The organism is Desulfobulbus oligotrophicus (genome assembly GCF_016446285.1).
Taxonomy (GTDB): Bacteria; Desulfobacterota; Desulfobulbia; order Desulfobulbales; family Desulfobulbaceae; genus Desulfobulbus; species Desulfobulbus oligotrophicus.
The window spans coordinates 2,137,894-2,159,819 of record NZ_CP054140.1 but is presented as its reverse complement, the minus strand read 5'-3'; the positions used below and the strand labels follow the sequence as shown (position 1 = coordinate 2,159,819).

Below are 21,926 nucleotides of genomic sequence, written 5' to 3'. Positions count from 1 at the left end.
ACGGAGTACCAAGCTGCTTGCATTCAGAGAAGAATAGTTTAGATGTACACGTATGCACAGGGACTCTTTAACCACTCATGCACAGAGCAACTCCCCGCCGGCTCGCCGGACACATCGGCGTCTGCCGCTGCTGATCATTGCCTGCTGTATTGTTATGGTTACGCTCGCCGGCCCGCTTTCAGTACACAGCACCCAGATCAATCAGAAAAACCCGGCCGCCACCGGTAACAGACAGCAGATGTGCCCTCCTGCATGCAGTCACTTTGTCTGTTTAAGCCGATGGGCGCTTGATAACGAATTGCCGACCGACACCCATGGTGCCGACATGCTCTCTCTTTCACCTTTTGTTGATCCAAACGTTACTGCCACACTGCCGGACACTTCACTGAGGAATACGAAAGACATATCTACCCAAAAGATCAGTATCCGTCCGCTTCTCATTGTTTCAGAACCCTGGTCCCCTCTCTTTACCCATCCGCTTACCGCACGAGCGCACCACCGGTTTGCCGGTACCGAACTTTCATCTCCCAGACTGACCACCGACTTTTCATCACAGGGACGACAGCCGGCAATCGCCTGGTCCCAAGATGTTGTGGACAGCATCGTGTACACAGCGGAAGAGAACCGCGCCTCTTTTGCATACCAGTATCCTGTGGACAAAACAGCCTCTCTCAATGCAGGGGTTGCCTGGATTCATAATCTCAGCCATATCACCAACATGCCGGATGTTTTTGATGAGGATGACGGCAACGCCCTGGGTACGGCGCCGGGGGTGAATCTGAGCCTGGGGGCGCGTTATAAGGCAGTGAGCCTGACCGGTGGGTTTATTCGTGCTCTGGATACCGACCATTTAAAAGAGTTTGCCCGGATCGGCAGGGAAGATGAACCTGTTGCCTGGAACAGCGAGCTTGCCTATCAAACAGAGTTTCTGCAGCAGGAGACGACTCTGGCGGTTGGTTATTTACGGTCATCAGACAGCCTGTTTTCTGTGTTACCGGAAAAACGCTACAGTACCAGGGCTTCCATGATGCTTTTTGACGCAGCTGTTTTACATCTTGAATACTACCAGGACAGTACGCTGATCATGGGGAATGAAGAAGAAAACAGTCACGGGTTCACCACCAGCATTGGTTTTGGCTTTTAATAAAAACCGTGCAGAGAAACAGGACAAACACTCAAGTGATACCTATCCACGACACAATGATCACCAGTTACGGCAGACGTACCGCCCATGTACGATCGGTCCTGGTAATGGTTAACGGCTCTACCAGCTGTTTCCGAATGATGACGGACTGCTCAGGATCCATCTCTTCATCACTGATGTAGGCAGTTACCTCCACCGGCTGTTCAGGGCCGGGTTCTTTCTGGATACCGATGTCAACACAGACCTCGACCCCTGGATAGGTCTCCTCCAGGTAATTCATGATGATCTGACCACGCATGTCCGCAAGGTTGTCGGCACTCTTCTCCAGATCATAGCCTTCCTCTGTAAACAGATTGTCCAGAACAATACGATCCGCCACTATAATACGCTGTAAGGCCACCCTTCCCTCCTTCTCTGTTGTCGAAATGACTGTTCAATTGCACATGACAGAACAGAACTCTATACCACAGAGCACAATACCGGCCAAGAAAGAACCCTGGACCACCGTATAAATCACCAGCCTGTCAGTGATGCACTGTTCGTTCAATCCGTAGTCTGCCGGCTGCAACACAATGAAGAGCCCGATCGATTGGTGCAGCATCTCTCTTTTTACATGGACGATCATATCAAGATGCTCTATAGTACAGGCTGTTAAACAGTCTCACCCCTTATTTGCAATGCATATTGTAATCAGACCAGAGCAGCCCGCTGATATCGAACGCATCAGGGCTCTTACCCTCAACGCGTTCGTTAACCAGGCGCAGAGCAACCATACGGAACACCGTATCATTGATCGGTTACGAGAGACCCACGCCCTTGCCATTTCACTGCTGGCCGAGGTTGACGGTGAAATCGTCGGACATATCGCCTTTTCAGAAGTGGATATTTCCGACAGCTCGACAGGCTGGTACGGGCTGGGCCCTCTGTCGGTTTTGCCTGCCATGCAGCGCAAAGGCATAGGCCGTGCTCTGGTGGAAGCAGGTTTGAAAGAGTTGCGCAAACGTGGAGCTCAGGGCTGTCTCCTGTTGGGCAATCCTTCTTTTTACCGGCGGTTCGGCTTTGCCAACAATCCCGACCTGCTGCTTGCCGAATTTCCCCAGGAACATTTTCTGGCCCTGTCGCTCACCGGAGAAAACGCACGGGGTGTCGTCACCTATCACCCCTCATTTTTTAATAACTGCTGAGGATCACTTCCCTGGCAGCCATCCCCGGCTTGTTTGTATGAAACAGCATGCCCAGTCTGTCATCTCATCGCATTTTGCAAGCGAGGTCGTATGAATCGTTACTCTGTTTTTTTGATTCTCTTTCTAGCTGTGCTGATCAGCGCACCCAATTCCGGCAATGCCCGTGTTACAATAAATATCGGTGACCCGGGATTTTACGGTCGGCTGGATATCGGCGGTTATCCGTCACCCCGCCTTATTTACAGCGAACCGGTCATTGCCCGACCGATCAGGACCTGGTATCCACCGATCTACCTCAGGGTACCACCAAGCCACGTCAAGCAGTGGTACAGACACTGTGACAGTTACGGTGCCTGTGGCCGTCCGGTTTATTTTGTTGAAGACGCCTGGTATCAGGATGTTTACGTACCGCGCTACCGTAAACACCACCGGGTGCAGCCCCCTCCGCGGGTTATTCACAAACCCAGATACTACGAGTACCGGAAGTATGACCGTCGCCCGCCCAAAAAGGTGTATATCGAGGACAGGCGCCATCACCACCCCCGTCCGCATGACCGGGGATATCGAAGACCCAGATAACAGCAGGTCAAAGACAATGGACAATTGACCGCGAACAGTGTCTGTACCTTGAGAACTGTCGTGCAGCTTACAGGAGAATGGTTTTGCCGGGTAAAGCCATTCTCCTTTTCCGGCTCAAGCACTGAACCACGCAAAGGAAATCTGGTTACCGGGTGCCTCTTCCCCAGGTGCACCACTCTTCCAAACCATGCAGGCCAACACGGACTGTGCCCTCTGTGCAGAAAAAGCACTGCATGTACAACCAGTAACCACACCGATCAGCCCCAATCCTGCACAACCCTTGGCGTTGAACGGGTTATTCCTCTTTTCTCCTGACCATCTTTTTGGGATAGAGCTTCCTCTGCTGCCGACGAACAGCAGCAAGTCGTTTTTCACTCTTCTGAATCAACAACTCCTGGGAAGAACGCTTTCCTTTCTTCCCTTCCGGTTGACACTGGACATAGGTTCCATCCGGTTGCATTTCCCATGTCCCGCGTCGATCCGCCAGCTGCAGATTTAACATCTCCCGCAACTGCTTTTGCAGGGCAGGTGATTCCACCGGGGCAACCACCTCAACCCGATGCTCCAGATTACGAAGCATCAGATCAGCCGAACCGATGAAGTACTGTTCCCGGCCACTGTTTTTGAAGTAGTACAGACGAGCGTGCTCAAGAAAGCGGCCCACTATTGAGACGACCCGGATGTTTTCAGACAGACCCGGAATACCGGGCCGCAGCAGACAACTGTCACGAATGATCAGATCCACCCTGACTCCGGCCTGAGAGGCCTGATACAGTGCGGTGATGATATCAGCATCTGTTAAGGCGTTACTTTTCAGCTGGATCAGCGCCTGGCCCCCCCTGACCTGGTGTTCAATCTCCTGCCTGATGTTTTCCAGCAACACCTTTTTGAGAATTCTAGGTGAAGGGAATAGCTTTTTATAGTTCCGGGCCGGCGCATATCCTAAAGTAAGAAAGTTGAAGAACTCGGTGAGATCGTCGCCGATATCGCGATCACAGGTCAACAGGCCAAGATCACTGTAGGTCCTGGCGGTATCGGCATGGTAGTTACCTGTGCCGATATGGGCATATATTTTCAGCCCGTCATAATCGCGCCGCGCCACAAAAATCACCTTGGAGTGCGTTTTCAACCCCACCACACTATAGGTGACATGAATACCGGCCTCCTCCAGATGGGTGGCCCAATGGATATTGGCTGATTCGTCGAAACGGGCCAGCAACTCCACCACTACCGCCACCTGTTTGCCGTTACGTGCGGCATCCAGCAGGTACTGAATAATCTGTGAGTCAGCCGAGGTCCGGTACAGGGTCATCTTGATCACCAGAACCCTGGGGTCGGTGCTCGCCTCTTTTAAAAACCGTTCCACTGTGGAGCTGAATGACTCGTAGGGATGCTGGAGCAGAAAAGGGCCCTCTTCCCGGATCAGGTGAAAGATATCAGGAAAATCTCCGGTCAGTTTATAATGATCCAGGGGCTGATGCGGCGGGAAATGGAGCTCCGGCTTATCAATGGCAGCAATTTCCATCAGGTCACGTTTTGCCATGATGCCGCTGACCGTGAAGATATCTTTGTGTGCGTCCACACCAAGCTGACAGGCGAGCATTTCCCGGTGTTGCAACGTCATGTCGCTGTTCACCTCAATCCGGACGATCTCAGCAAACTTGCGATCCTGCAGTGCGGTTTCAATCATGGACAGCAGATCAACGGCCTGATCTGACCACTGTTCGGTAACAGCATTTCTGGTGACGCGAAACAGCTCACAACTTTCAATCTTCATACCCGGAAAAACAATATCCAGATTGTCGGCGATCACATCCTCAAACAGGACAAAAACGAACTGGTTCGGTTCAACCTGAATAAACCGAGGTATACCAGAACCTGTGGTCGGCACCTTGATACGGTTGAGATAGGTGTGTTCACCCTTACCGTGCCGGGTGCCGACAAGCAGATTGAGAGAAAGATTGGAGATAAAGGGAAAAGGATGCGCCGGATCCATTCCCTGCGGTATCAGGAGGGGATAGATATTGTCCCGGAAATAGGCGGTCACCCTGTGACGCTGCTGTTCATTCAGTGCGCTGCAGGGAAGAATATGAATATCCTGCCCGGCAAGAAGAGCAAGCAGTTCATGCTCTGTGGCCTGCTGCCTGGTAAAGATATCATGGATTACCGCATAGATCTCATTCAGCTGCTGTTGCGGTGTTCGGCCATCCAGAGAGCGCAACTTTACACCGGCACCGACCTGTTGTTTCAGGCCGCCGATGCGTTTCATAAAAAACTCATCAAGGTTGGAGCCGATGACAGCAAGGAAAAAAATACGCTCAAGCAAGGGATTGCGCGCATCCGTACTTTCATGAAAGACCCGTCGGTTAAACTCCAGCCAGGTCAACTCCCGGTTCAGATACCATTCGGACGCGGTGAGATCAAAGGTCTCCTTACCTGCAGCTGCGGCAGCATCGTCCAATACGCCCGTCTTTTCTGTTTTTCCCGCTTTCATCTCCTGAGCATCCATGATCCACTTGACAGCGATGTTTTTTTAATGGAGACTGCGGACAATATACCCGGTCTCCAGGACGACTGATAGAACTTCCAGCAGACCAGCCACAAAGAGCACGCCGAACAGGGCCATGAAAGCGGCTTCACAGGTACCGGCAAAGAAGACACATACCCTGTGTCCTTTGCTGTTCAATACCTTTGTTCAGGATCCGGCAAAAGATAAAGATGGTGGAGATCTGAAAGAAAAAAAGATGCCCGGCAGGAGGAGCACTTCCTGCCGGGCTCTGGAAAACTTGATCTTTTTTCCGGCAATCAGCCGGGACAGGTCTCAATAAAAGACAAAATCGCAGCTAAAGAGAACCAGCCTGATCAATGCAACACTCAGCAATCACAGGAAACCTGTTAACAGTGTAACGGTCCAGTTCAGCAAAGAACCCGGGAAGATGCCGGTGCCTAAAACACCGAGCACGCACAGGACAAGCGCTGCATGCATTCCGTGAGAGACTGTCAGGCTGCTGTGCTGTACAGGTTCGTTCATATACATGTACCTGACAACCCGTAAGTAAAAATAGGCGGAAATGGCGCTGAACAGCACTGCACCAACCACGGTGAGTGTATATCCGGCCATGAACGCGGATTTAAGCAGATAGAACTTGCCGATAAAGCCACCGGTGGGCGGGATACCGGTCAGAGAAAAGAGAAAGACCAGCATCATTGCCGCTGCCAGGGGATGGCGGGTGGCAAGTCCCCGGCAGTCATCCAGGGTGTCACCGCTGCCGTCGGCTGAGGTGAGCAGCATGAGAATGGCAAAGGCACCAAGATTCATGAAGAGGTAGATGACGAGATAGGTCATGGTAGCGGCTATTCCCTCGGCCGTACCGGCCAGAAGACCCAGTACCGCGTAGCCGGCATGGGCAACGGAGGAGTAGGCCAGCATACGCTTGAGGTTGTGCTGACAAAGAGCGGTGATGTTTCCCACGGCCATGGTCAGCAACGCCAGGCAGGCCAGGATTGGTCCCCAGTGATCATGCAGGTGGGGTAAACCAAAGAAGAAGATCCGACCGAACAGGGCAAAGCCCGCTGCCTTGGGGGCCACTGACATAAATGCCGTGATAATGGTCGGCGCACCTTCATACACATCCGGCGTCCAGAAGTGAAACGGTGCCACAGCCACCTTGAAACAGCAACCGACCAGACACAGTCCCAGAGCGGCCAGCATGGCTGAGCTGCCGGCAAGCTGTCCGCTGGATATGACCTCAGCAATCCGGCTGATCTCGGTTGTACCGGTCAGACCGTACAGGAGCGACATTCCGAACAGCAGCAGAGCGGAAGCAAAACCACCGGTGAGGAAATATTTAACCGCAGCCTCACTGGTCCACTGCCCTCGTTTATGCAGCCCAACCAGTGCATAAACAGGCAGCGCCATCAGTTCAAGTCCCAGATAAAGCACCATGAGGTCCCCTGCCGATGCCATCAGCAGCATGCCGACCAGAGAGAGCATCAGCAGACTGTAGTACTCGCCCTGTCGCATCCTGATCAGATTCCGGAACTGCTCGCTCATCAGTGCTATCACAATCACTGTTGCCAGGCAGATCGTTTTAAAGACCACTGCATACCCGTCAAGAAGAAACATGCCGCCAAAACCGGCAGTCGGCCTGGCCCCCAGCACCATGATCAAGGCAGCGAGGGAGCCGACAATGGTCAGCCAGGGCAGAAGCTGATGCTCATTTGGAAGAAAAAGATCCAGACCGATGAGAAGGATGGCAACACCAACGAGTAACAGCTCGGGAAGAATGGGAACAATAACGCTCCAATCGATAGCCGCAGGTACAATCATGAATGCTCCTTACATGAATGCGCAGTACACATCATTAATATTTCAGGGATGCATTGTCAGGCCGGAGATGACAGCCGACTGCACCAGACCGCTGCCGTGCACCTGCTCAAGCAGGTGACCAACCGAAACATGCATAAAACTGAGCAGCCCATTGGGAAACAGCCCGATCCACAGAATCAAGATGACCATCGGTGTTAAAATAATAATCTCACGCAGATTGAGTTGCGCCAATCCCTGCATCGATTCCTTGACCTCATTAAAGAAAACACGCTGGTACAGCCACAGCATGTACCAGGCACCGAGAATAAGTCCGGAAGAGGCCACCACCGCCAGCCAGGGCCGGCATTCAAACCCGCCTAAAAGAATAAGAAATTCACCGATAAATCCGTTCGTACCGGGGAGGCCCACTGCAGCCAGGGTGAAGAGCATGAAAAAGCCTGCAAAAACGGGCATGGTCGAAGCCAACCCGCCGTATACAGAGATCTCCCGCGAGTGGGTTCGTTCATAGATCATACCAACCGCAAGAAAGAGTGCTCCGGTCACCAGACCGTGGTTGATCATCTGGAGAATAGATCCCTCCAGCCCCCGTTGATTCAGGGCAAACAGCCCCAGGGTCACAAATCCCATGTGGCTGACCGAACTGTAGGCGATTAGCCGCTTAAGGTCGGTCTGCGCAAGGCAGATAACAGCCCCGTACACGATGGCAATGACGGATAAGATCAGCATGGGCATCAGCATCTTCTGGCTGGCCATGGGCAGGATGGGCAGTGAAAAGCGAAGAAAACCATACGCTCCCATCTTGATAAGGACACCGGCGAGGATAACCGAACCAGCTGTCGGGGCTTCGGTATGTGCATCCGGAAGCCATGTGTGTACCGGCCACATCGGGACCTTGACGGCAAAGGCTGCAAAGAACGCCCAGAAAAGCAGCAGCTGGAGTTTCAGGGAGTACGGTTGTCCTGCTAACTTCAGCACATCAAAAGTCTGGCCGCCATTCTGGTAGAGAAGGATGATGCCGACCAGCATCAGCAGACTGCCGACCAGGGTATAGAGGAAGAACTTGACCGTGGCGTAAATCCGGTTTGGTCCGCCCCAGATGCCGATGATCAGAAACATCGGAATGAGCATGGTCTCCCAGAACACATAGAAGAGGAAAAAATCCAGGGCACAGAACACTCCCATCATGACCCCTTCAAGGAGCAGCATGGCAATGAAGAACTCCTGCACCTTCTCGCTGATCGATTCCCAGGACACCAGAATCGAAAGCACGATGATCAACGCCGTCAGCACGAGGAAGAGGATGCTGATCCCGTCAATACCCAGGCTGTAGTTGATGTTCAGAGCCGAAATCCATGGATGCAGCTCCCTGAACTGCATGGCATGCGTGTTCTTATCAAACAGCACAATCAACGGGATCGTCAGCACCAGTTCGATAAGGCTGATAATCAGCGCCATAAGACGGATCGTACTTGTCTGTTGTCTGGGCACAGCCAGCAACGATAGTCCGCCGACAATTGGAAAAAAGATCAGTGTACTAAGAAGTGGTATCGACATTGTTGGCGTTCCCGCTCCTAAAGGTTCGAATTAGAGACCAAACAACAGAGCAACGACCAGCACGACAGCGCCGCCGCCCATCCAAGCCAGATAATGGGAAACCTGACCATCCTGTAACCGACGCAGCCGTTCAGAAAAAAGGCCGATGGCTCGGGGAACTCCGTTCACCACGCCTTCAATGCACAGCAGATCAACGATCCGCAGGATAACACCACGACTGAACGCCAGCGTCTGTTTTGTGATAACAGCATTGTAGAGCTCATCAACATAGTACTTGTTGAGCAGTACCCGATACACCGGTTGCAGGCGTTGTGCGATGGTTGCCGGAAGATGGGGATGCAGGCGGTACATATAGTAGGCAAGGCCGATACCGCATGCTCCGGCAACAACCGAACTGATAACCAGCAGAGCCTCTGCAAGACTGGAAATATGCATCTCCGGATGCCCCAGCACTGGTTCAAGGAAATGCGCCCAGTGATTACTGCCGCCGAGGATCGCCGGAATTCCAAACCAGCCGGCTCCAACTGCACCCATGGCCAGGAGGATCAGCGGCAGAGTCACCACTGCCGGTGACTCCTGCAGATGATGCCACTGTTTCTCGCTGCCCCGAAACTCGCCATGAAAGACAAGGAAAAACAGGCGGAAGGAATAAAAAGCGGTCATGAATGCCACCAGTGTCCCTATAGCCCAGGCAAATTTACCTGCTGAGAGCTCCGTATTGAAGGCCATGAGCAGGATCTCATCTTTGCTGAAAAACCCGGCCAATCCGGGCATACCGGCAATTGACAGTGAAGCCAGGAGAAAGGTCCAGTAGGTGATCGGCATCCTCTTTTTCAGGCCGCCCATGAAGCGGAGATCCTGCTCATGATGCATGCCGAGAATAATGGACCCGCACCCCAGAAAGAGCAGGGCCTTGAAGTAGGCATGGGTGAAGAGGTGAAAGATACCGGCAGAGTACGCGCCCACCCCGCAGCCGATGAACATGTACGCCAGCTGGCTGACCGTGGAGTAGGCCACCACCCTCTTGATATCGGTTTGCACAAGGGCGATGGTAGCGGCAAAGAGCGCGGTTACAGCGCCGAGTACGGTGATCAGGTTGAGCGCAAAAGAGGACAGCGCAAAGATCGGGTTGCATCGTGCCACCAGGAAGACACCGGCGGTCACCATGGTGGCCGCGTGAATCAGGGCACTGACCGGTGTCGGCCCTTCCATGGCATCGGGGAGCCAGACATGCAGCGGAATCTGCGCTGATTTACCGATGGCTCCGCAAAACAGCAAAAGAGCGATAACCGTTGCCAGGTTGATGGGGTTACCGAAGAAGGAAAGGGTCTGGCCGGCCAGAGAGTCAGCCTGACTGAACACATCCTGGTAATGCAGACTGCCGAAGTGGGTAAAGATGAGAAACAGACCGATGAGAAAGCCGAAATCACCAAATCGGTTGACAATAAACGCCTTTTTTCCGGCATCGGCTGCGGACTGCTTGTTGTAGTAAAAACCAATTAACAGGTAGGAAGACAACCCCACTGCTTCCCAACCAAAGAACAGCTGCAGAAAGTTGTTCCCAAGTACCAGCATCAGCATGGAAAAGGTAAAGAGGCTCAGATAAGCGAAAAATCGATAGTACCCCTCCTCTCCCTTCATATAGCCGACGGAATAGATGTGAACGAGCGAGCTGATACTGGTCACAACGATCAGCATCACCGCTGTCAGCTGATCAACCAGGAACCCGACTGAAACCCTCAGATCTCCGGAGTGAATCCAGGTATAGATATCCTCGTTGATGATGATCCCGGACCGAACCCGAAAAAAGGCGGCTACTGCACAGAAGAAGGACAATAAAACCGTAATAATCGGCAACCAGTGCGCTCTGGTCCCCCACCGTTTGCCCAGCAACAGAGTGAGGGCAAAGGAGACGAGCGGCAACAGCGGAATGGCAAGCAGAGAGGCCGGCATGTAGATTACCCTTTGAGTTGGTTGATGGTATCGACGTGAACGCTGCGTCGGCTTCGATACAGGGTAACAGCGATACCCAGCCCGATGGCGGCCTCAGCCGCAGCCACCGTGATAATGAAAAAGGTGAAGATCTGACCGCGCACACTGTCGAGATAATAGCTTAAGGCAACCAGGTTAAGGTTGACTCCGTTTAACATCAGCTCAAGAGAAAGCAACATGATGATGACGTTGCGGCGCGTGAGAAAACCGCACACACCAACGCAGAATAACATCACAGCAAGAGCCATATACCAGGAAAGTGGAATCATCTGGACACCTCCCCATGAATGGAAGCGTTTTCCGAAGGTGGTTCTTCGGCCGTCTGTACTTCATTGTCCCCTTCTCCTCTCTCCCGCCGCGCCAGGACCAAACCGCCAAGCAGTGCCACCAGTAAAATCAGACCGGCAATTTCAAAGGGCAGAAGATAGGTTGTGTACAGCTCCTGACCGATGACTTTGGTATGGGTGACTTCCCTGACAGCTTCAACAGGCCACTTTCCTTTTTCACCCAGGATGAAGGCGGGAAGAACAGCATACAGCAGAACACCGGCCAGACCGACCGCCACGGCTCTGCCGACCCACGCGTTGGCAATAAAGGGAACTAAACGGATTTCGTCACGCAGACTGACTAAAAACAGGACAAACAGGTACAGGACCAGGATCGCTCCGGCATAAACGATGATCTGTACTGCAGCCAGAAACTCGGCGTTCAACGTCAGGTAAAGACCAGCCATGTGAAAGAAGAGAATAAGGACCATGAGCACGCAATGGATCGGGTTGCGTAAGCTGACGGCCAGGATACTGCTGGCTATGATCATCAGTGCACAGTAGATGAAAAAGATCTGGATGAACATCACGAGCCCTCTTGTTCAGAAGTGTTCCGACGGCTTTGCTGCTGACGCCATTTTCTGCCGACCACCTGTTGTTCACCGCTCCATTCAGGTGATACCTTCTTCCGTTTCCCTGCAGGCAGTCCGGCTTCGGACACGCCCCGCGGCCGCCAGTACGGATTGACGTACTCATCAACCGGTACTTTCAACTGCGCAACGAATCTGTCCCAGTTGCCCAGCAGCTGTTCCTTGGTGAAGTACAGAGAGGGGCGATCATAAGACGAGTATTCAAAGACTTCAGTAAGAACAAGGGCATTGACCGGACACACCTCTTCGCAAAAACCGCAGTAAACGCAGCGCAGTGCTTCGATCCGGTAACAGTCGATGACCCGGCGGCTGCCGGGTTCCTTGTCCTTATGGGAGCGGATGCGTATGCAACGTGACGGGCAGGAGATGGCGCAGCGCATGCACCCGATGCACTTGGTGTCACCGGTTTCAGGGTCGCGGACCAAAGCGTGCTGCCCTCTGAATCCAACGCGGATATCAGGTTTTTCATCGGGATACTGACGGGTGATCGGTTTGGAAAAAAGCCGCTTCAACGTGAGGGCCATACCCTGCACAATTTCGGCCTGGAATAAGGTCGCCAGCAGGCCCCGCGGCGGTTTATATTGAATTTGCATAGTCTGTACCTGCCCTGCTTTAACCGATAACCGCCTTCACACAGGCGGTAAGAACGATGTTAGCCAGCGCCACCGGGATAAGGAGCTTCCACCCCAATCCCATTAACTGGTCATAGCGATACCGCGGCAAGGTGGCCCTGATCCAGATAAAGATGAACATGAACAGGTACACCTTGAGCACGAACCACAGCGGCGGGAAAAACGGTACCGGGAACGGCCCGTTCCAGCCGCCGAGAAAACAAATTGTGCCGATGGATGCCATCACCATCATACCGATGTACTCAGCCATGAAAAAGATAGCATACCGCATGCCGCTGTATTCAGTGCTGTAGCCGGATACCAGTTCAGTTTCCGCCTCCGGCAGGTCAAACGGCACCCTGTTTGTCTCTGCCAGCATGGAGATGAAAAAAACAAAAAAACCAATACACTGCGGCATAAGATACATGCCAAGAAACGAATCGCCCTGTGCTTCCACAATCTCGCTTAAATTCAGCGATCCTGCCATCAGCATCACTCCGACCAGGCTCATGCCCATGGCGATCTCATAGCTGATCACCTGAGCCATCGAGCGAAGACCGCCGAGAAAACTGTATTTGGAGTTGGAAGACCACCCGGCCAGAACCACGCCGTAACTGGCAAGTGCGCTCATGGCAAAGACAAACAGGAGGCCGATATCGATATCAGCCAACACCCAGCCCTTGGCAAAGGGCAGGACGGCCAGGGAGGTCATCATCGCGACCAGGCAGATAATCGGAGCAGCAAGAAACACCGGTTTATCGGCGCGCTCAGGAACAATGTCTTCCTTAAAAAAACTCTTAACACCGTCGGCTATGGGTTGAAGCAGTCCATACCAGCCAACACGCATCGGCCCCATGCGAACCTGCATACGACCTATGATCTTGCGTTCAAAGTAGGTCGCATAGGCCACATGCAGCATGACGACGCAAAAGAGAACGATGATCCACACGAGCATCCAGATAATATTCATACAACGCCTCGGTTGATTTCTATTCGGTTACAGCCGCACCCTACCGGTCGGATTCGCCCAGAACAACGTCGAGGCTGCCGATATTGGCGATGAGGTCGGCAATCAACTCTCCCCGGGCTATCTGCGACAGTGCCCCGATATGGATAAACGATGGAGAACGGATATGCATGCGATATGGGCGGTTGTTGCCATCAGAGATAAAATAGAAACCGAGTTCACCCTTGGGGACTTCGGTGGCAACATACACATCACCGTTCAGGAAGATGTCCCGTTCTCGAATCAAACGGATCAGACTGGTACCGTACTCGCTGCGTCCCGCCTGAATCGTTGCCTTTGCCTTGTTGGGCATAACCAGTTCCGGTGCTTCCGGAGACACAATCGGCCCGGGAGGCAGTTGATCGATGCACTGCTGGATAATACGAATGGACTGATGCATCTCCTCCATTCGGCATCGATACCGGGCATAGACATCACCCTCGCTGCCCAGGGGCACGGCAAACTCAACCTGATCGTAGGCATCGTACGGCTGATGTTTGCGGATATCATAATTAATGCCGGAGCCGCGAAGACAGGCACCGGTCAGGCCAAGATCAAGAGCCTCTTCCCCGGTGATTTTGCCGATACCGACAGTTCTTTTCAGCCAGATGCGATTGGTATCGATGAGGGTTTCGTACTCTTCGATCCTGGAGGGGAAGATATCAACAAACCGCTGGAGTTCATCGATGAACCAACCGGTCACATCCTGACGAACGCCACCGATTCTCGGGTAGGAAAAGGTCAGACGGGCTCCGCACAGTTCTTCAAAGAGATCAAGAAGGATTTCACGCTCACGGAAACAGTACAAAAAGACCGTCATTGCCCCAATGTCCAGGGCATGGGTTGCAAGCCACAGCAGGTGCGAACACAGACGCGACATCTCACCGACAATGGTGCGGATATACTTGGCTCGCATGGGCACCGGTATGCCGAGTAACCGTTCCACAGCAACACAGTAGCCGACATTGTTGGCCATGGCTGCGATATAGTCCAGTCGATCGGTGAGTATCAGGCCCTGCGCGTAGGTTTTACTCTCTGCCAACTTTTCAAAACCGCGATGCAGGTAGCCGACCTGGGGCGTACATTCAACAATGGTTTCACCGTCCAACTCCAGGTCGACCCGAAGCACGCCGTGGGTTGCCGGGTGCTGCGGCCCCATACGCAAGGAATATCGTTCGCCGTCACCGTCTGCTACCGGTACCTCAAGATGCTGTCTGATCGGTCGGGTCATTTAGCCTCCTTGCTCAGATCAGAGCGATTCCGGTCGTGCCCGTCCGGCTTAAAACCGTACTGATCGAGTTCTTTTATCTTGTCCAGTAACTCTGTCATACCGGCCCACTCCGCCTCACCCTTGAGCGGGTACTCCTTTCGCAGCGGGTACCCCTCCCAGTCCTCCGGCAGCAGGACACGTCGCAAGTCAGGATGGTTGACAAACTCTATCCCCAGAAGATCGTATGTTTCCCGTTCCAGCCAGTTTGCGCCGGACCAGAGCTCCACAACCGAGTCAATGGCCGGATCCTCGTCACCCACCTCGGCCCGAAGACGGATTTCGTGGCGAAGTGGTATGGAGTAGAGATTGTAGACCACCTCAAACCGGGAGAGGCCGGGATCTTTACGCCGTGCGTTGTCCACTCCGCACAGAGATCGCAGATGGTTCATGCGCAGATCATCCGTCTCCCGCAGCCAGCGAAGCATGGCCACAATACGCTCCGGCCGGACCACCACCGCCGTCTGGCCTTGATACGTGTAGATTTGCAACACTTCTTCAGGAAACTCGGAGCGTAACCGCTCAGCTATCGCCATAGGCTCCATCGATACTGCTCCTTAAGGATCTTTTCCTGCAGTTTTAAAAAGCCTTCCATCAGGGCTTCAGGGCGCGGGGGACACCCCGGTACATAGACATCCACAGGTATAATCTGATCAACCCCCTGGGTCACTGCATAGGTATCAAAGACCCCGCCGCTGCAGGCACAGCTGCCCATGGCCAGGACATAACGGGGCTCAGGCATCTGATCGTATACGCGACGCAGCGCCGGTGCCATTTTTTTACTTAAGGTACCGGCGACCACCATGCAGTCAGCCTGACGCGGACTGGCGCGAAACAAGATACCGAATCGATCAAGATCATTGGTCGAAGCACCCGCATCCATCATCTCTATTGCACAGCAGGCCAGACCGAATGTCACCGGCCAGATGGAACCGGCACGTCCCCAGTTGACCAGCTTGTTGAGCGGACCAAGAAGCGCATTCGCGCCCGGGATGTAACGGACCCCCTCTTCCAGTTTGACCATGTCCGGTTCGGTTATTTTTCCCATTGCAGAACCCCCTTCTTCCATGCGTAAACATAACCGGCAAAGATGAGCACAACAAAAAGCAGCATCTCGATCAGGGCAAACAGCCCCAAACGGTCGTAGCTTATCGCCCAGGGATACAGGTAGATGGCTTCAACATCGAAAATCACAAAGAGAATCGCAACCAGGTAAAACTTCACCGAAATCCGCATCCTCGGTGCCTCTGTAGGTTCGTTACCTGATTCATAGGCAATCAGCTTTTCCGGATACGGACGACTCAAACGAAAAAACCGGCCGACGAACAACGTCAACACCCCGAAAAGCGCGCCAAAGATCAACAGCAGCAGTATACCGAGATACTCAGCAGGTAGCGCATTCATGGTGTACACCTCCATCATCGTCGACGTTTAAGCAGCTGTTCGGCAAAACTCTGTCTGGCTTCCTGTGAAGCCTTGTTCGGAAAGGTAAAGCTCAGGCAGCCGGTGGTGCATTTAGTGATGCAGGCAGGCTCCAGGCCCTGATCGATACGATCTTTGCACAGATCACATTTTTCCACCTTGCCGGTCTCCGGATTCCACTGCGGCACGGTCCAGGGACAGGCGGTAATGCACACCTTGCACCCCACACAGGCACTCTGCTCAACATACACAATACCGTCTTCCGGCCGTCGCCGCATGGCACCGGTGGGACAGACATCCACACACCAGGGTTTTTCGCAATGGAAACATGACAGGTAGACAAAATCCGAACCGGGTTTTCCGCCGGCTTCGGGTTTGACCTCGAGAATGCGACAGTAAAAGACCCCGGGAAGGACGTTGTTCTTATCTTTGCAATGGACCTCGCAAGCCCGGCAACCAATACAATCGGCCACGTTTTGAGTGACAAAATATTTGCTCATCGATTTTCTCCTGCAATTAAACCGGGGTTACTTTTACAAAAGCTTCTGCCAGGTTGACACCGCCGCCGGCCTTATCCCATGCCTTCAGTTTACCGATCATAAAAATCTGATCAGCCAACCCCTTGCCAAACGAACGCTTTTTAGCAGGCACATCAGTACCAAAACCATGCAGCATAAAAACCGCCTCCGGATGGATGAGGTCGGTGACATAGGCAACAATGACCCCTTCAATATCACCGGCGGCCACCCGCACCTGATCGCCGTCTTTAATACCCAGTTCAGCCGCAGACTGCGTGTTGATCCATAACTTGTTCTGATCTAAAAACTCGTGCAGGATCGGATTGTTGTGATGATGTCCATGGGCCTGATACCCGCTCCGGCCGGCGAGCAGACGAAAACTGCCTGCAGGAGGTGTCTCAGGTGAAACGTAAGGTGCCAATGAGACTATACCTGCTGCTTCCCATTTGGAATTAATAATTTCAATCTTACCGGAATCCGTTCCAAACTTGAGGTTTGCCCGGTCATACCAGATTGCCTTGTCGGTCAGCTTGACAAAGCCTTTTTCATCAAAATCAGCGGCAGTCAAACCGGTATCCTGCAGCTGATACTGCCAGATATCTTCAATCGATTCAAAAGGAAAACTATCGCCCTTCCCCATTCGCTTTGCCAAATCAGAGTAGATTTCCCAGCCTGCCTTTGTGTTGTTCAGTGGCTGAACACACTGTTGCCGTCTGCCGAAACCAGGTTTCAGGCCTTTTTCAGTGCGCAGAATACTGGCACGTTCAAGATAGGTGCTCTCAGGGAGGATAACGTCGGCAAACCAGGCGGTTTCACTGAAGTTGATATCTACAGCCACAATCAGATCAAGTTTATCCAGTATTCTCTTCTGCTCCCTGGTATCCGGCAAAGCGATAAAAGGATTGTGACGGTGGACAAAATACGCTTTCACAGGATACGGAACATCGGTGTCGATCGCCTCATAGGTAAGGTGTAACATGCCGGCACCTTTATCCCATAACGGAAAACGGGTGCCACAGCCATCAGCACGATCTTCAGTCACTGCCGGAGAAAGGGCCCCCAAACTTTTCAATCCCGTCTTACCAGCATCTTTCGGCCCTTTTACATAGAACAGACCACCAGGCTGCTCAATGGAGCCCATCAGAGCATTTAAAATATGGATCATCCGTGAAGCGTAAAAAGAATCGCCATACCGTGCCAGGTTCCAGCCCGGATGAATAATAACCTTTGGTCGATCTTTCTTGAGCTCCTGACAAAAGGCCTCGATCTCTGCGGCACTGATCCCGCTTTCCTGGGCAGCCCACTCCGGAGTATACGGGGCAAGAAAGGTTTTAAGCTCAGGTAACCCGGTTACATACTGCTCAACAAACTCCTCATCATAGTAGTTGTTGTACACAACACAGTGGGCAATACCCAGCAGCAACGCGTAATCCGTCCCCGGTCTGTTCTGCCAGAAACGGGTCGCCTTGCTGGCTGTCACCGATGCACGCGGGTCTATGTAGGTTACCTTGGCACCATTTTTAATGCCTTTAAGAAAACTCTTTACCTCTTTGACCCGTAATGATTCGGTGATATTCCGTCCGAAAAGGACAATGTGGCGGGCGTTCTCATAGTCGTAGTTAAAGCCCTTCCGGCCAAGGCCGTAGACCGACTGCGAGGCATGATGCACACTGCGTCCGCAGGTACAGTCGTGGTTATGGTAGTTGGGCGATCCCAACGCCTTGACAAAGGCCTTGCGCAGATCGGCAAACGGTCCGCCCCGATCGGAAAACATGATGGAACGTTCCCCGTGTTCAGCGATGACGGCCTTGAGCCTGGTTGTTATGTAATCATACGCCTCATCCCAGGAGACCTCACGCCACTGCCCTTCACCACGTTGCCCCATGCGCACCAGCGGTGCAGCCGGACGCTGTTTGTCGAGTCGCTGTGCAAAGGACGCTCCCCCCTTGGCACAAAGACTGCGTCCCATCGCGGCATCGTTGTTGTTGCCTTCAATCCAGACAGGTTTCCCATCTTCAACATGTACTGTGACCGGACAACGGACAGCACACATCCCACAAATACTGTATTGCGTTTCTTTCATACTTGTTCCTCGTATGGAGACTTCGTTCAATGACTGTACACAACGACAGCAACCCCGCCACCTTGAGGGCAGGGTTGCTGTTTTCTGGCAACAATTGTTTGATTATACGTAAAAAATCACCTCATCGCTTCAAGCAACGATGTACAACAGGCTAAAGCCCGACAGACTGACTGATTCCGGTCACTCCGACACCAGTCAACACACCAAATATCAATTTAATTGATACATACATGCATAAATGCACAATAAAACTTAAAAGTAATTGTATTATCTACATAATTTACAGCTAAAAAGAAAATCTATTTTGTCTCAACATAGTATAAGTTATATTGATCAATAGCAACGTAACTCTCCAAAATTATTTTTCAAAAAGAGAACGTTTACCCGGCACAACCTGAAATATCGGCCCGACCGGTAGAAGGTAACGTAACAGGCAATGAACACGCCTTTAAAAAAATGGAAGGACTGCATTTAAAACAATCTGCTTTCAGATGACAATATATTTGCCGATAAACCCGCTGTTTAAGATACGGCATGCCAACAAATAATCAATTGACAACTTTGTAAAATCTTGCGTTTGCCGAAGATCCGTGTATACTTGCGCCGTTCTATCTGCGTCACTTTTTCACGGACGGGTAGCTCAGCTGGATAGAGTGTTGGCCTCCGAAGCCAAAGGCCGCGGGTTCGAATCCCGCCTCGTCTACCAATAAAAACAGCCACCAGCATTTTTTGCTGCGTGGCTGTTTTGTTTTGAAGAGACCTGCCCTTGTTCTGTGACAGGTATACCTATTCCTGATTCAACCTGCTAACACTACAATTAATTTGAGCAGTTCACATGACCTTTGAAGTATTCCACCTTAAGATCCTTATCAATGCGTACCATGGCGATTGAGTAAGAAAACCGCCCGCTGCTTCGATAGATCTCTTTCTCATAGCGCTGGAGATTGAAGAGTAAAAGCAGTTCTTTATCATATTTGCTTAACACCTCCTTAAGCGCACTTGACGTACAGAACAGTCGCAACCCCGGACTGATGTGGTCAAGTAAAAACGTACACTCCGTTAAGCGGCTTCACCTCTTTACGCAGCCGGTGCAGCTCCTCTTTTTCAGAAGTCATGAACCCTTTGCCGGGAAAAGCTTGTTCGCCATCGGTTTCCATCTGGTCGCGCCATCGTCGCAAAACGCTCGGACAGATCCCCAGGTTGCGGGCCGCTCCTGAAACCGTATATCCTTGCTCGGTAACCAGTTTAACAGCATCAACCTTAAGTTGCAGCAGGCCGTGTACCTCTTCGCGAGTCGATTCTGTCGGCCCCGTTGCGTTTTTTGGAACGCACCGGTGCGATCGTGCCGGCTAAAGACATGTCCAGTACATCCGGTATAAAAATACGATGGCGTTCAAGGCCTGGCGTTAGGTGGCGTAGCCACCTGTCCTTCAGTCGCCAAATGGGGCAAAAACCGTTCGATATGAGTGGAATCCAGTTGATTCGGATGGGTTTTTCCGCCATAAAAGTGAATGGAACGCAATATCCAATGACAAGAGGTGGTCTCGGTTCGATAGGCGTAGTGGTAATAACGCAATACTTCCCGAACCTGATCCATCAACTTGAGTTTTGATTTGGTTTGAACTCCGGCTTTTGTTCCATTGCTTCATCCGCCTGTTGCAATGACGCCCCTATGGGCAATTCTCACATCGGATCAGACGTAGGACAACGGCCGTTGACTTGAATTTGAAAAGGTGCTTGTATCTGGTAGTATTAATTTGCTGACGAATCGAACTATGCAGGCCAAATCAGGGGAAAGTGTTGCGTGCGGCATACTATAGGAGGAGGCAATTTCCATGCTTCCCCTTTTATTGCTGTAATAAACGGAAATATTCATTTGAAAGGTAATAAACGGATTGAAGGTTGCAGAATATTCAGCCGATACCGCTTCAATATCCTAATAAACGGAAATTCGGCATTTATTACGCTGTTGGCAGGAGATATAAGTGATCACAGTTATGCTGGTTAGCATGGCCGCGGAGGTTAGAATACTCAAGTACGATACAGATTCCGAGAAAGAAGCATGTCGTCTTCTTGTCGATGACTGGAAAGCAGGCAAGGTAAAGTGGGAGTTCGAGGATACGAATCATGCCTTCGACCGGGAATGGCTTGAAAGATATGGCGACGACCCGATGAGCGAGAGCTATACCCCCAATATGAGAATGGCGTAAGGACTGTTGAATTGTATTGTTGCAACGGCCCTAACGAAAGCGACGATGAAATCGTGTGGGGCTATTTTATCCATACAACACGATGATTACGGCTGCCAACCAGTTAATCCACCGGACCCTCGTTCCGCGGGCCGGTGATTTCTTTGTTAGGCTTCAAAAGATAATGGAGTAAAGAGTTTGGAAAAAGTAGAACAATATAAGCAAAGCGTCGTGAAATTTGTTTTTAGCGAATTCGTGGTCTTTGTATCCCAGATTACAGTGTTCTTTATGGTCGCTGTTTTTACATCGAATTTTTTAAATAGCGAAGAAAAACTAGTGGCATTTTCAATGCGAAAAATGGATGACGGATCGCTTGCTGAATTGGGGCTCACATTTCTGGCTATTCTTGTTGTAATTGGTTTGTTTTCTGCACTCGGCAGGATTTTTGACAATAAATATGTCGATCATTATGTGAATGAAATTCTCTGTGAAATGCCTAAAACCATATACGTTTTTGGCTCAGCAGCTACAGGGGCTATGCTCGCCATATCGTTATTCGCTCATTTACATCCAACAGATGAAGTAAGTGCTAAAGGCTTCGCTGTGCTTTCAGTATCCTTCGCATTCATGGCGTTCATATACGGCTGTGGATTTAGCTACGCCTTCAAACGGAAAACCCACATATTACAAAAGCCTAACACTTAGAAGGCCCCTGGTTTTCAACAGATAAAAGTATCCGGGAGCGATGAACTCATCACTCTGCGGCCGGTTGAGTCCGACCAATTGCCCAATGAAATGTGCCCTGACTTGGGTTTCGCATTCGACGACAGAGTGACTCTGCGCCAAACTCGTATCGAGGATCAACCACCTTGCCGGTAAAGGTGATACCGGCAAGAGCAACGAGTGAATGGAACCCGGTCGAGAATAGGCCACTCTCTTGCTCGTCGGAGACCGGGTTTCATTCATGGGTTCGCCAAGAACGAAGGCCGGGTGGTTGCGGCAAGGATTTTGTTGCTGCACAATGCCTTTGATCTTCGTGTAATGCATAAAAGCCTCGTCTTGGCTGTGATTTTTCTTTGCAGAAAATTCCGTCCAAGACCGAGGCTTTTTTTAGTTTAGGCAACTGTTTTT

General features: G+C 51.7%; 25 protein-coding genes and 1 tRNA gene. 6 read left to right on the top strand and 20 right to left on the bottom strand.

Annotation, left to right across the window (positions count from 1 at the left end; all coding sequences use genetic code 11):
- Positions 1 to 52 precede the first annotated feature (52 nt).
- The gene (locus HP555_RS09815) at positions 53 to 1,144 is read left to right on the top strand and encodes a hypothetical protein (RefSeq protein WP_199261990.1); all 1,092 of its coding nucleotides are present in this window, start codon (positions 53 to 55) and stop codon (positions 1,142 to 1,144) included.
- A 67-nt stretch (positions 1,145 to 1,211) separates the two neighbouring features.
- Here HP555_RS09815 and HP555_RS09810 read toward each other — a convergent pair whose 3' ends face one another.
- Positions 1,212 to 1,544, bottom strand: a complete 333-nt coding sequence (locus HP555_RS09810; RefSeq protein ID WP_199261988.1) for a hypothetical protein — start codon at positions 1,542 to 1,544, stop codon at positions 1,212 to 1,214.
- 33 nt (positions 1,545 to 1,577) lie between these two features.
- A complete protein-coding gene (locus HP555_RS09805) occupies positions 1,578 to 1,769 on the bottom strand; it encodes a hypothetical protein (protein WP_199261986.1) in 192 nt (63 codons plus the stop codon).
- 52 nt (positions 1,770 to 1,821) lie between these two features.
- Here HP555_RS09805 and HP555_RS09800 point away from each other — a divergent pair, with 52 nt between their 5' ends.
- Together HP555_RS09800 and HP555_RS09795 are read left to right on the top strand one after the other, a co-directional pair.
- Positions 1,822 to 2,328, top strand: coding sequence for a GNAT family N-acetyltransferase (locus tag HP555_RS09800; protein ID WP_199261984.1), 507 nt, complete (start codon positions 1,822 to 1,824; stop codon positions 2,326 to 2,328).
- 90 nt (positions 2,329 to 2,418) lie between these two features.
- On the top strand, positions 2,419 to 2,907 hold the full coding sequence (locus HP555_RS09795; protein WP_199261983.1) for a hypothetical protein: 489 nt from the start codon (positions 2,419 to 2,421) through the stop codon (positions 2,905 to 2,907).
- Positions 2,908 to 3,202: 295 nt separating this feature from the next.
- On the opposite strand, the gene ppk1 is transcribed toward HP555_RS09795, so the two are convergent.
- The 15 genes from ppk1 to HP555_RS09720 form a co-directional block, all read right to left on the bottom strand.
- Complete coding sequence (gene ppk1, locus HP555_RS09790; protein ID WP_233249135.1) at positions 3,203 to 5,416, bottom strand: polyphosphate kinase 1; 2,214 nt, start codon at positions 5,414 to 5,416, stop codon at positions 3,203 to 3,205.
- Between the two features lie 24 nt (positions 5,417 to 5,440).
- Complete coding sequence (locus tag HP555_RS09785; RefSeq protein WP_199261981.1) at positions 5,441 to 5,593, bottom strand: hypothetical protein; 153 nt, start codon at positions 5,591 to 5,593, stop codon at positions 5,441 to 5,443.
- Between the two features lie 195 nt (positions 5,594 to 5,788).
- Entirely contained in the window at positions 5,789 to 7,237 is a 1,449-nt protein-coding gene (locus tag HP555_RS09780; protein WP_199261979.1) for an NADH-quinone oxidoreductase subunit N, read from the bottom strand.
- Between the two features lie 42 nt (positions 7,238 to 7,279).
- Complete coding sequence (locus tag HP555_RS09775; protein WP_199261978.1) at positions 7,280 to 8,791, bottom strand: NADH-quinone oxidoreductase subunit M; 1,512 nt, start codon at positions 8,789 to 8,791, stop codon at positions 7,280 to 7,282.
- Between the two features lie 30 nt (positions 8,792 to 8,821).
- Complete coding sequence (gene nuoL / locus HP555_RS09770; RefSeq protein WP_199261976.1) at positions 8,822 to 10,744, bottom strand: NADH-quinone oxidoreductase subunit L; 1,923 nt, start codon at positions 10,742 to 10,744, stop codon at positions 8,822 to 8,824.
- 5 nt (positions 10,745 to 10,749) lie between these two features.
- Positions 10,750 to 11,052 (bottom strand): NADH-quinone oxidoreductase subunit NuoK, encoded by a 303-nt coding sequence (gene nuoK, locus HP555_RS09765; protein ID WP_199261974.1) that lies wholly within the window; start codon positions 11,050 to 11,052, stop codon positions 10,750 to 10,752.
- Positions 11,049 to 11,636 (bottom strand): NADH-quinone oxidoreductase subunit J family protein, encoded by a 588-nt coding sequence (locus HP555_RS09760; RefSeq protein ID WP_199261972.1) that lies wholly within the window; start codon positions 11,634 to 11,636, stop codon positions 11,049 to 11,051. The genes nuoK and HP555_RS09760 overlap by 4 nt, the downstream gene beginning before the upstream one ends.
- Positions 11,636 to 12,292, bottom strand: a complete 657-nt coding sequence (gene nuoI / locus HP555_RS09755; RefSeq protein ID WP_199261970.1) for an NADH-quinone oxidoreductase subunit NuoI — start codon at positions 12,290 to 12,292, stop codon at positions 11,636 to 11,638. The genes HP555_RS09760 and nuoI overlap by 1 nt, the downstream gene beginning before the upstream one ends.
- Positions 12,293 to 12,311: 19 nt before the next feature.
- Positions 12,312 to 13,280: an NADH-quinone oxidoreductase subunit NuoH gene (gene nuoH / locus HP555_RS09750; protein ID WP_199261968.1), complete on the bottom strand. Its 969-nt coding sequence runs from the start codon at positions 13,278 to 13,280 to the stop codon at positions 12,312 to 12,314.
- Positions 13,281 to 13,320: 40 nt separating this feature from the next.
- Positions 13,321 to 14,547 (bottom strand): NADH-quinone oxidoreductase subunit D, encoded by a 1,227-nt coding sequence (locus tag HP555_RS09745; RefSeq protein ID WP_199261966.1) that lies wholly within the window; start codon positions 14,545 to 14,547, stop codon positions 13,321 to 13,323.
- The gene (locus HP555_RS09740) at positions 14,544 to 15,128 is read right to left on the bottom strand and encodes an NADH-quinone oxidoreductase subunit C (RefSeq protein WP_199261964.1); all 585 of its coding nucleotides are present in this window, start codon (positions 15,126 to 15,128) and stop codon (positions 14,544 to 14,546) included. The genes HP555_RS09745 and HP555_RS09740 overlap by 4 nt, the downstream gene beginning before the upstream one ends.
- Positions 15,110 to 15,607 carry an NADH-quinone oxidoreductase subunit B gene (locus HP555_RS09735; RefSeq protein WP_199264536.1) on the bottom strand — a complete coding sequence of 166 codons (498 nt, stop codon included), beginning with the start codon at positions 15,605 to 15,607 and terminating at the stop codon, positions 15,110 to 15,112. Before HP555_RS09735 ends, HP555_RS09740 begins: the two co-directional genes overlap by 19 nt.
- 11 nt (positions 15,608 to 15,618) lie before the next feature.
- Positions 15,619 to 15,987 (bottom strand): NADH-quinone oxidoreductase subunit A, encoded by a 369-nt coding sequence (locus HP555_RS09730; protein ID WP_199261963.1) that lies wholly within the window; start codon positions 15,985 to 15,987, stop codon positions 15,619 to 15,621.
- A gap of 14 nt (positions 15,988 to 16,001) precedes the next feature.
- Positions 16,002 to 16,505: a 4Fe-4S dicluster domain-containing protein gene (locus HP555_RS09725; RefSeq protein ID WP_199261961.1), complete on the bottom strand. Its 504-nt coding sequence runs from the start codon at positions 16,503 to 16,505 to the stop codon at positions 16,002 to 16,004.
- Between the two features lie 16 nt (positions 16,506 to 16,521).
- Positions 16,522 to 18,606, bottom strand: a complete 2,085-nt coding sequence (locus HP555_RS09720) for a molybdopterin-dependent oxidoreductase (RefSeq protein ID WP_199261959.1) — start codon at positions 18,604 to 18,606, stop codon at positions 16,522 to 16,524.
- 629 nt (positions 18,607 to 19,235) lie between these two features.
- On the opposite strand from HP555_RS09720, the gene HP555_RS09715 reads away from it, so the two are divergent.
- Positions 19,236 to 19,312 (top strand) — tRNA-Arg (locus tag HP555_RS09715).
- A 111-nt stretch (positions 19,313 to 19,423) separates the two neighbouring features.
- Here the strand turns inward: HP555_RS09715 and HP555_RS09710 are convergent.
- From HP555_RS09710 to HP555_RS14395, 3 genes are all read right to left on the bottom strand, one after another.
- Positions 19,424 to 19,591 (bottom strand): hypothetical protein, encoded by a 168-nt coding sequence (locus HP555_RS09710; RefSeq protein ID WP_199261957.1) that lies wholly within the window; start codon positions 19,589 to 19,591, stop codon positions 19,424 to 19,426.
- A 52-nt stretch (positions 19,592 to 19,643) separates the two neighbouring features.
- Positions 19,644 to 19,877, bottom strand: coding sequence for a transposase (locus HP555_RS09705; RefSeq protein WP_269846872.1), 234 nt, complete (start codon positions 19,875 to 19,877; stop codon positions 19,644 to 19,646).
- 122 nt (positions 19,878 to 19,999) lie between these two features.
- A complete protein-coding gene (locus HP555_RS14395) occupies positions 20,000 to 20,203 on the bottom strand; it encodes a phage integrase N-terminal SAM-like domain-containing protein (RefSeq protein WP_233249300.1) in 204 nt (67 codons plus the stop codon).
- Positions 20,204 to 20,591: 388 nt separating this feature from the next.
- Between HP555_RS14395 and HP555_RS09695 the strand changes: the two genes are divergently transcribed.
- Both HP555_RS09695 and HP555_RS09690 read left to right on the top strand, forming a co-directional pair.
- On the top strand, positions 20,592 to 20,816 hold the full coding sequence (locus HP555_RS09695; protein WP_199261955.1) for a hypothetical protein: 225 nt from the start codon (positions 20,592 to 20,594) through the stop codon (positions 20,814 to 20,816).
- 177 nt (positions 20,817 to 20,993) lie between these two features.
- A complete protein-coding gene (locus HP555_RS09690) occupies positions 20,994 to 21,500 on the top strand; it encodes a hypothetical protein (protein WP_199261954.1) in 507 nt (168 codons plus the stop codon).
- The last annotated feature ends 426 nt before the right edge of the window (positions 21,501 to 21,926 follow it).

Coding starts and splice junctions, on each gene's coding strand:
- HP555_RS09815 (WP_199261990.1), top strand. CDS start 53: ATGCACAGGGACTCTTTAACCACTCATGCACAGAGCAACTCCCCGCCG.
- HP555_RS09805 (WP_199261986.1), bottom strand. CDS start 1,769: ATGATCGTCCATGTAAAAAGAGAGATGCTGCACCAATCGATCGGGCTC.
- HP555_RS09800 (WP_199261984.1), top strand. CDS start 1,822: ATGCATATTGTAATCAGACCAGAGCAGCCCGCTGATATCGAACGCATC.
- HP555_RS09795 (WP_199261983.1), top strand. CDS start 2,419: ATGAATCGTTACTCTGTTTTTTTGATTCTCTTTCTAGCTGTGCTGATC.
- ppk1 (WP_233249135.1), bottom strand. CDS start 5,416: ATGGATGCTCAGGAGATGAAAGCGGGAAAAACAGAAAAGACGGGCGTA.
- HP555_RS09780 (WP_199261979.1), bottom strand. CDS start 7,237: ATGATTGTACCTGCGGCTATCGATTGGAGCGTTATTGTTCCCATTCTT.
- HP555_RS09775 (WP_199261978.1), bottom strand. CDS start 8,791: ATGTCGATACCACTTCTTAGTACACTGATCTTTTTTCCAATTGTCGGC.
- nuoL (WP_199261976.1), bottom strand. CDS start 10,744: ATGCCGGCCTCTCTGCTTGCCATTCCGCTGTTGCCGCTCGTCTCCTTT.
- nuoK (WP_199261974.1), bottom strand. CDS start 11,052: ATGATTCCACTTTCCTGGTATATGGCTCTTGCTGTGATGTTATTCTGC.
- HP555_RS09760 (WP_199261972.1), bottom strand. CDS start 11,636: ATGTTCATCCAGATCTTTTTCATCTACTGTGCACTGATGATCATAGCC.
- nuoI (WP_199261970.1), bottom strand. CDS start 12,292: ATGCAAATTCAATATAAACCGCCGCGGGGCCTGCTGGCGACCTTATTC.
- nuoH (WP_199261968.1), bottom strand. CDS start 13,280: ATGAATATTATCTGGATGCTCGTGTGGATCATCGTTCTCTTTTGCGTC.
- HP555_RS09745 (WP_199261966.1), bottom strand. CDS start 14,547: ATGACCCGACCGATCAGACAGCATCTTGAGGTACCGGTAGCAGACGGT.
- HP555_RS09740 (WP_199261964.1), bottom strand. CDS start 15,128: ATGGAGCCTATGGCGATAGCTGAGCGGTTACGCTCCGAGTTTCCTGAA.
- HP555_RS09735 (WP_199264536.1), bottom strand. CDS start 15,607: ATGGTCAAACTGGAAGAGGGGGTCCGTTACATCCCGGGCGCGAATGCG.
- HP555_RS09730 (WP_199261963.1), bottom strand. CDS start 15,987: ATGAATGCGCTACCTGCTGAGTATCTCGGTATACTGCTGCTGTTGATC.
- HP555_RS09725 (WP_199261961.1), bottom strand. CDS start 16,505: ATGAGCAAATATTTTGTCACTCAAAACGTGGCCGATTGTATTGGTTGC.
- HP555_RS09720 (WP_199261959.1), bottom strand. CDS start 18,606: ATGAAAGAAACGCAATACAGTATTTGTGGGATGTGTGCTGTCCGTTGT.
- HP555_RS14395 (WP_233249300.1), bottom strand. CDS start 20,203: ATGGATCAGGTTCGGGAAGTATTGCGTTATTACCACTACGCCTATCGA.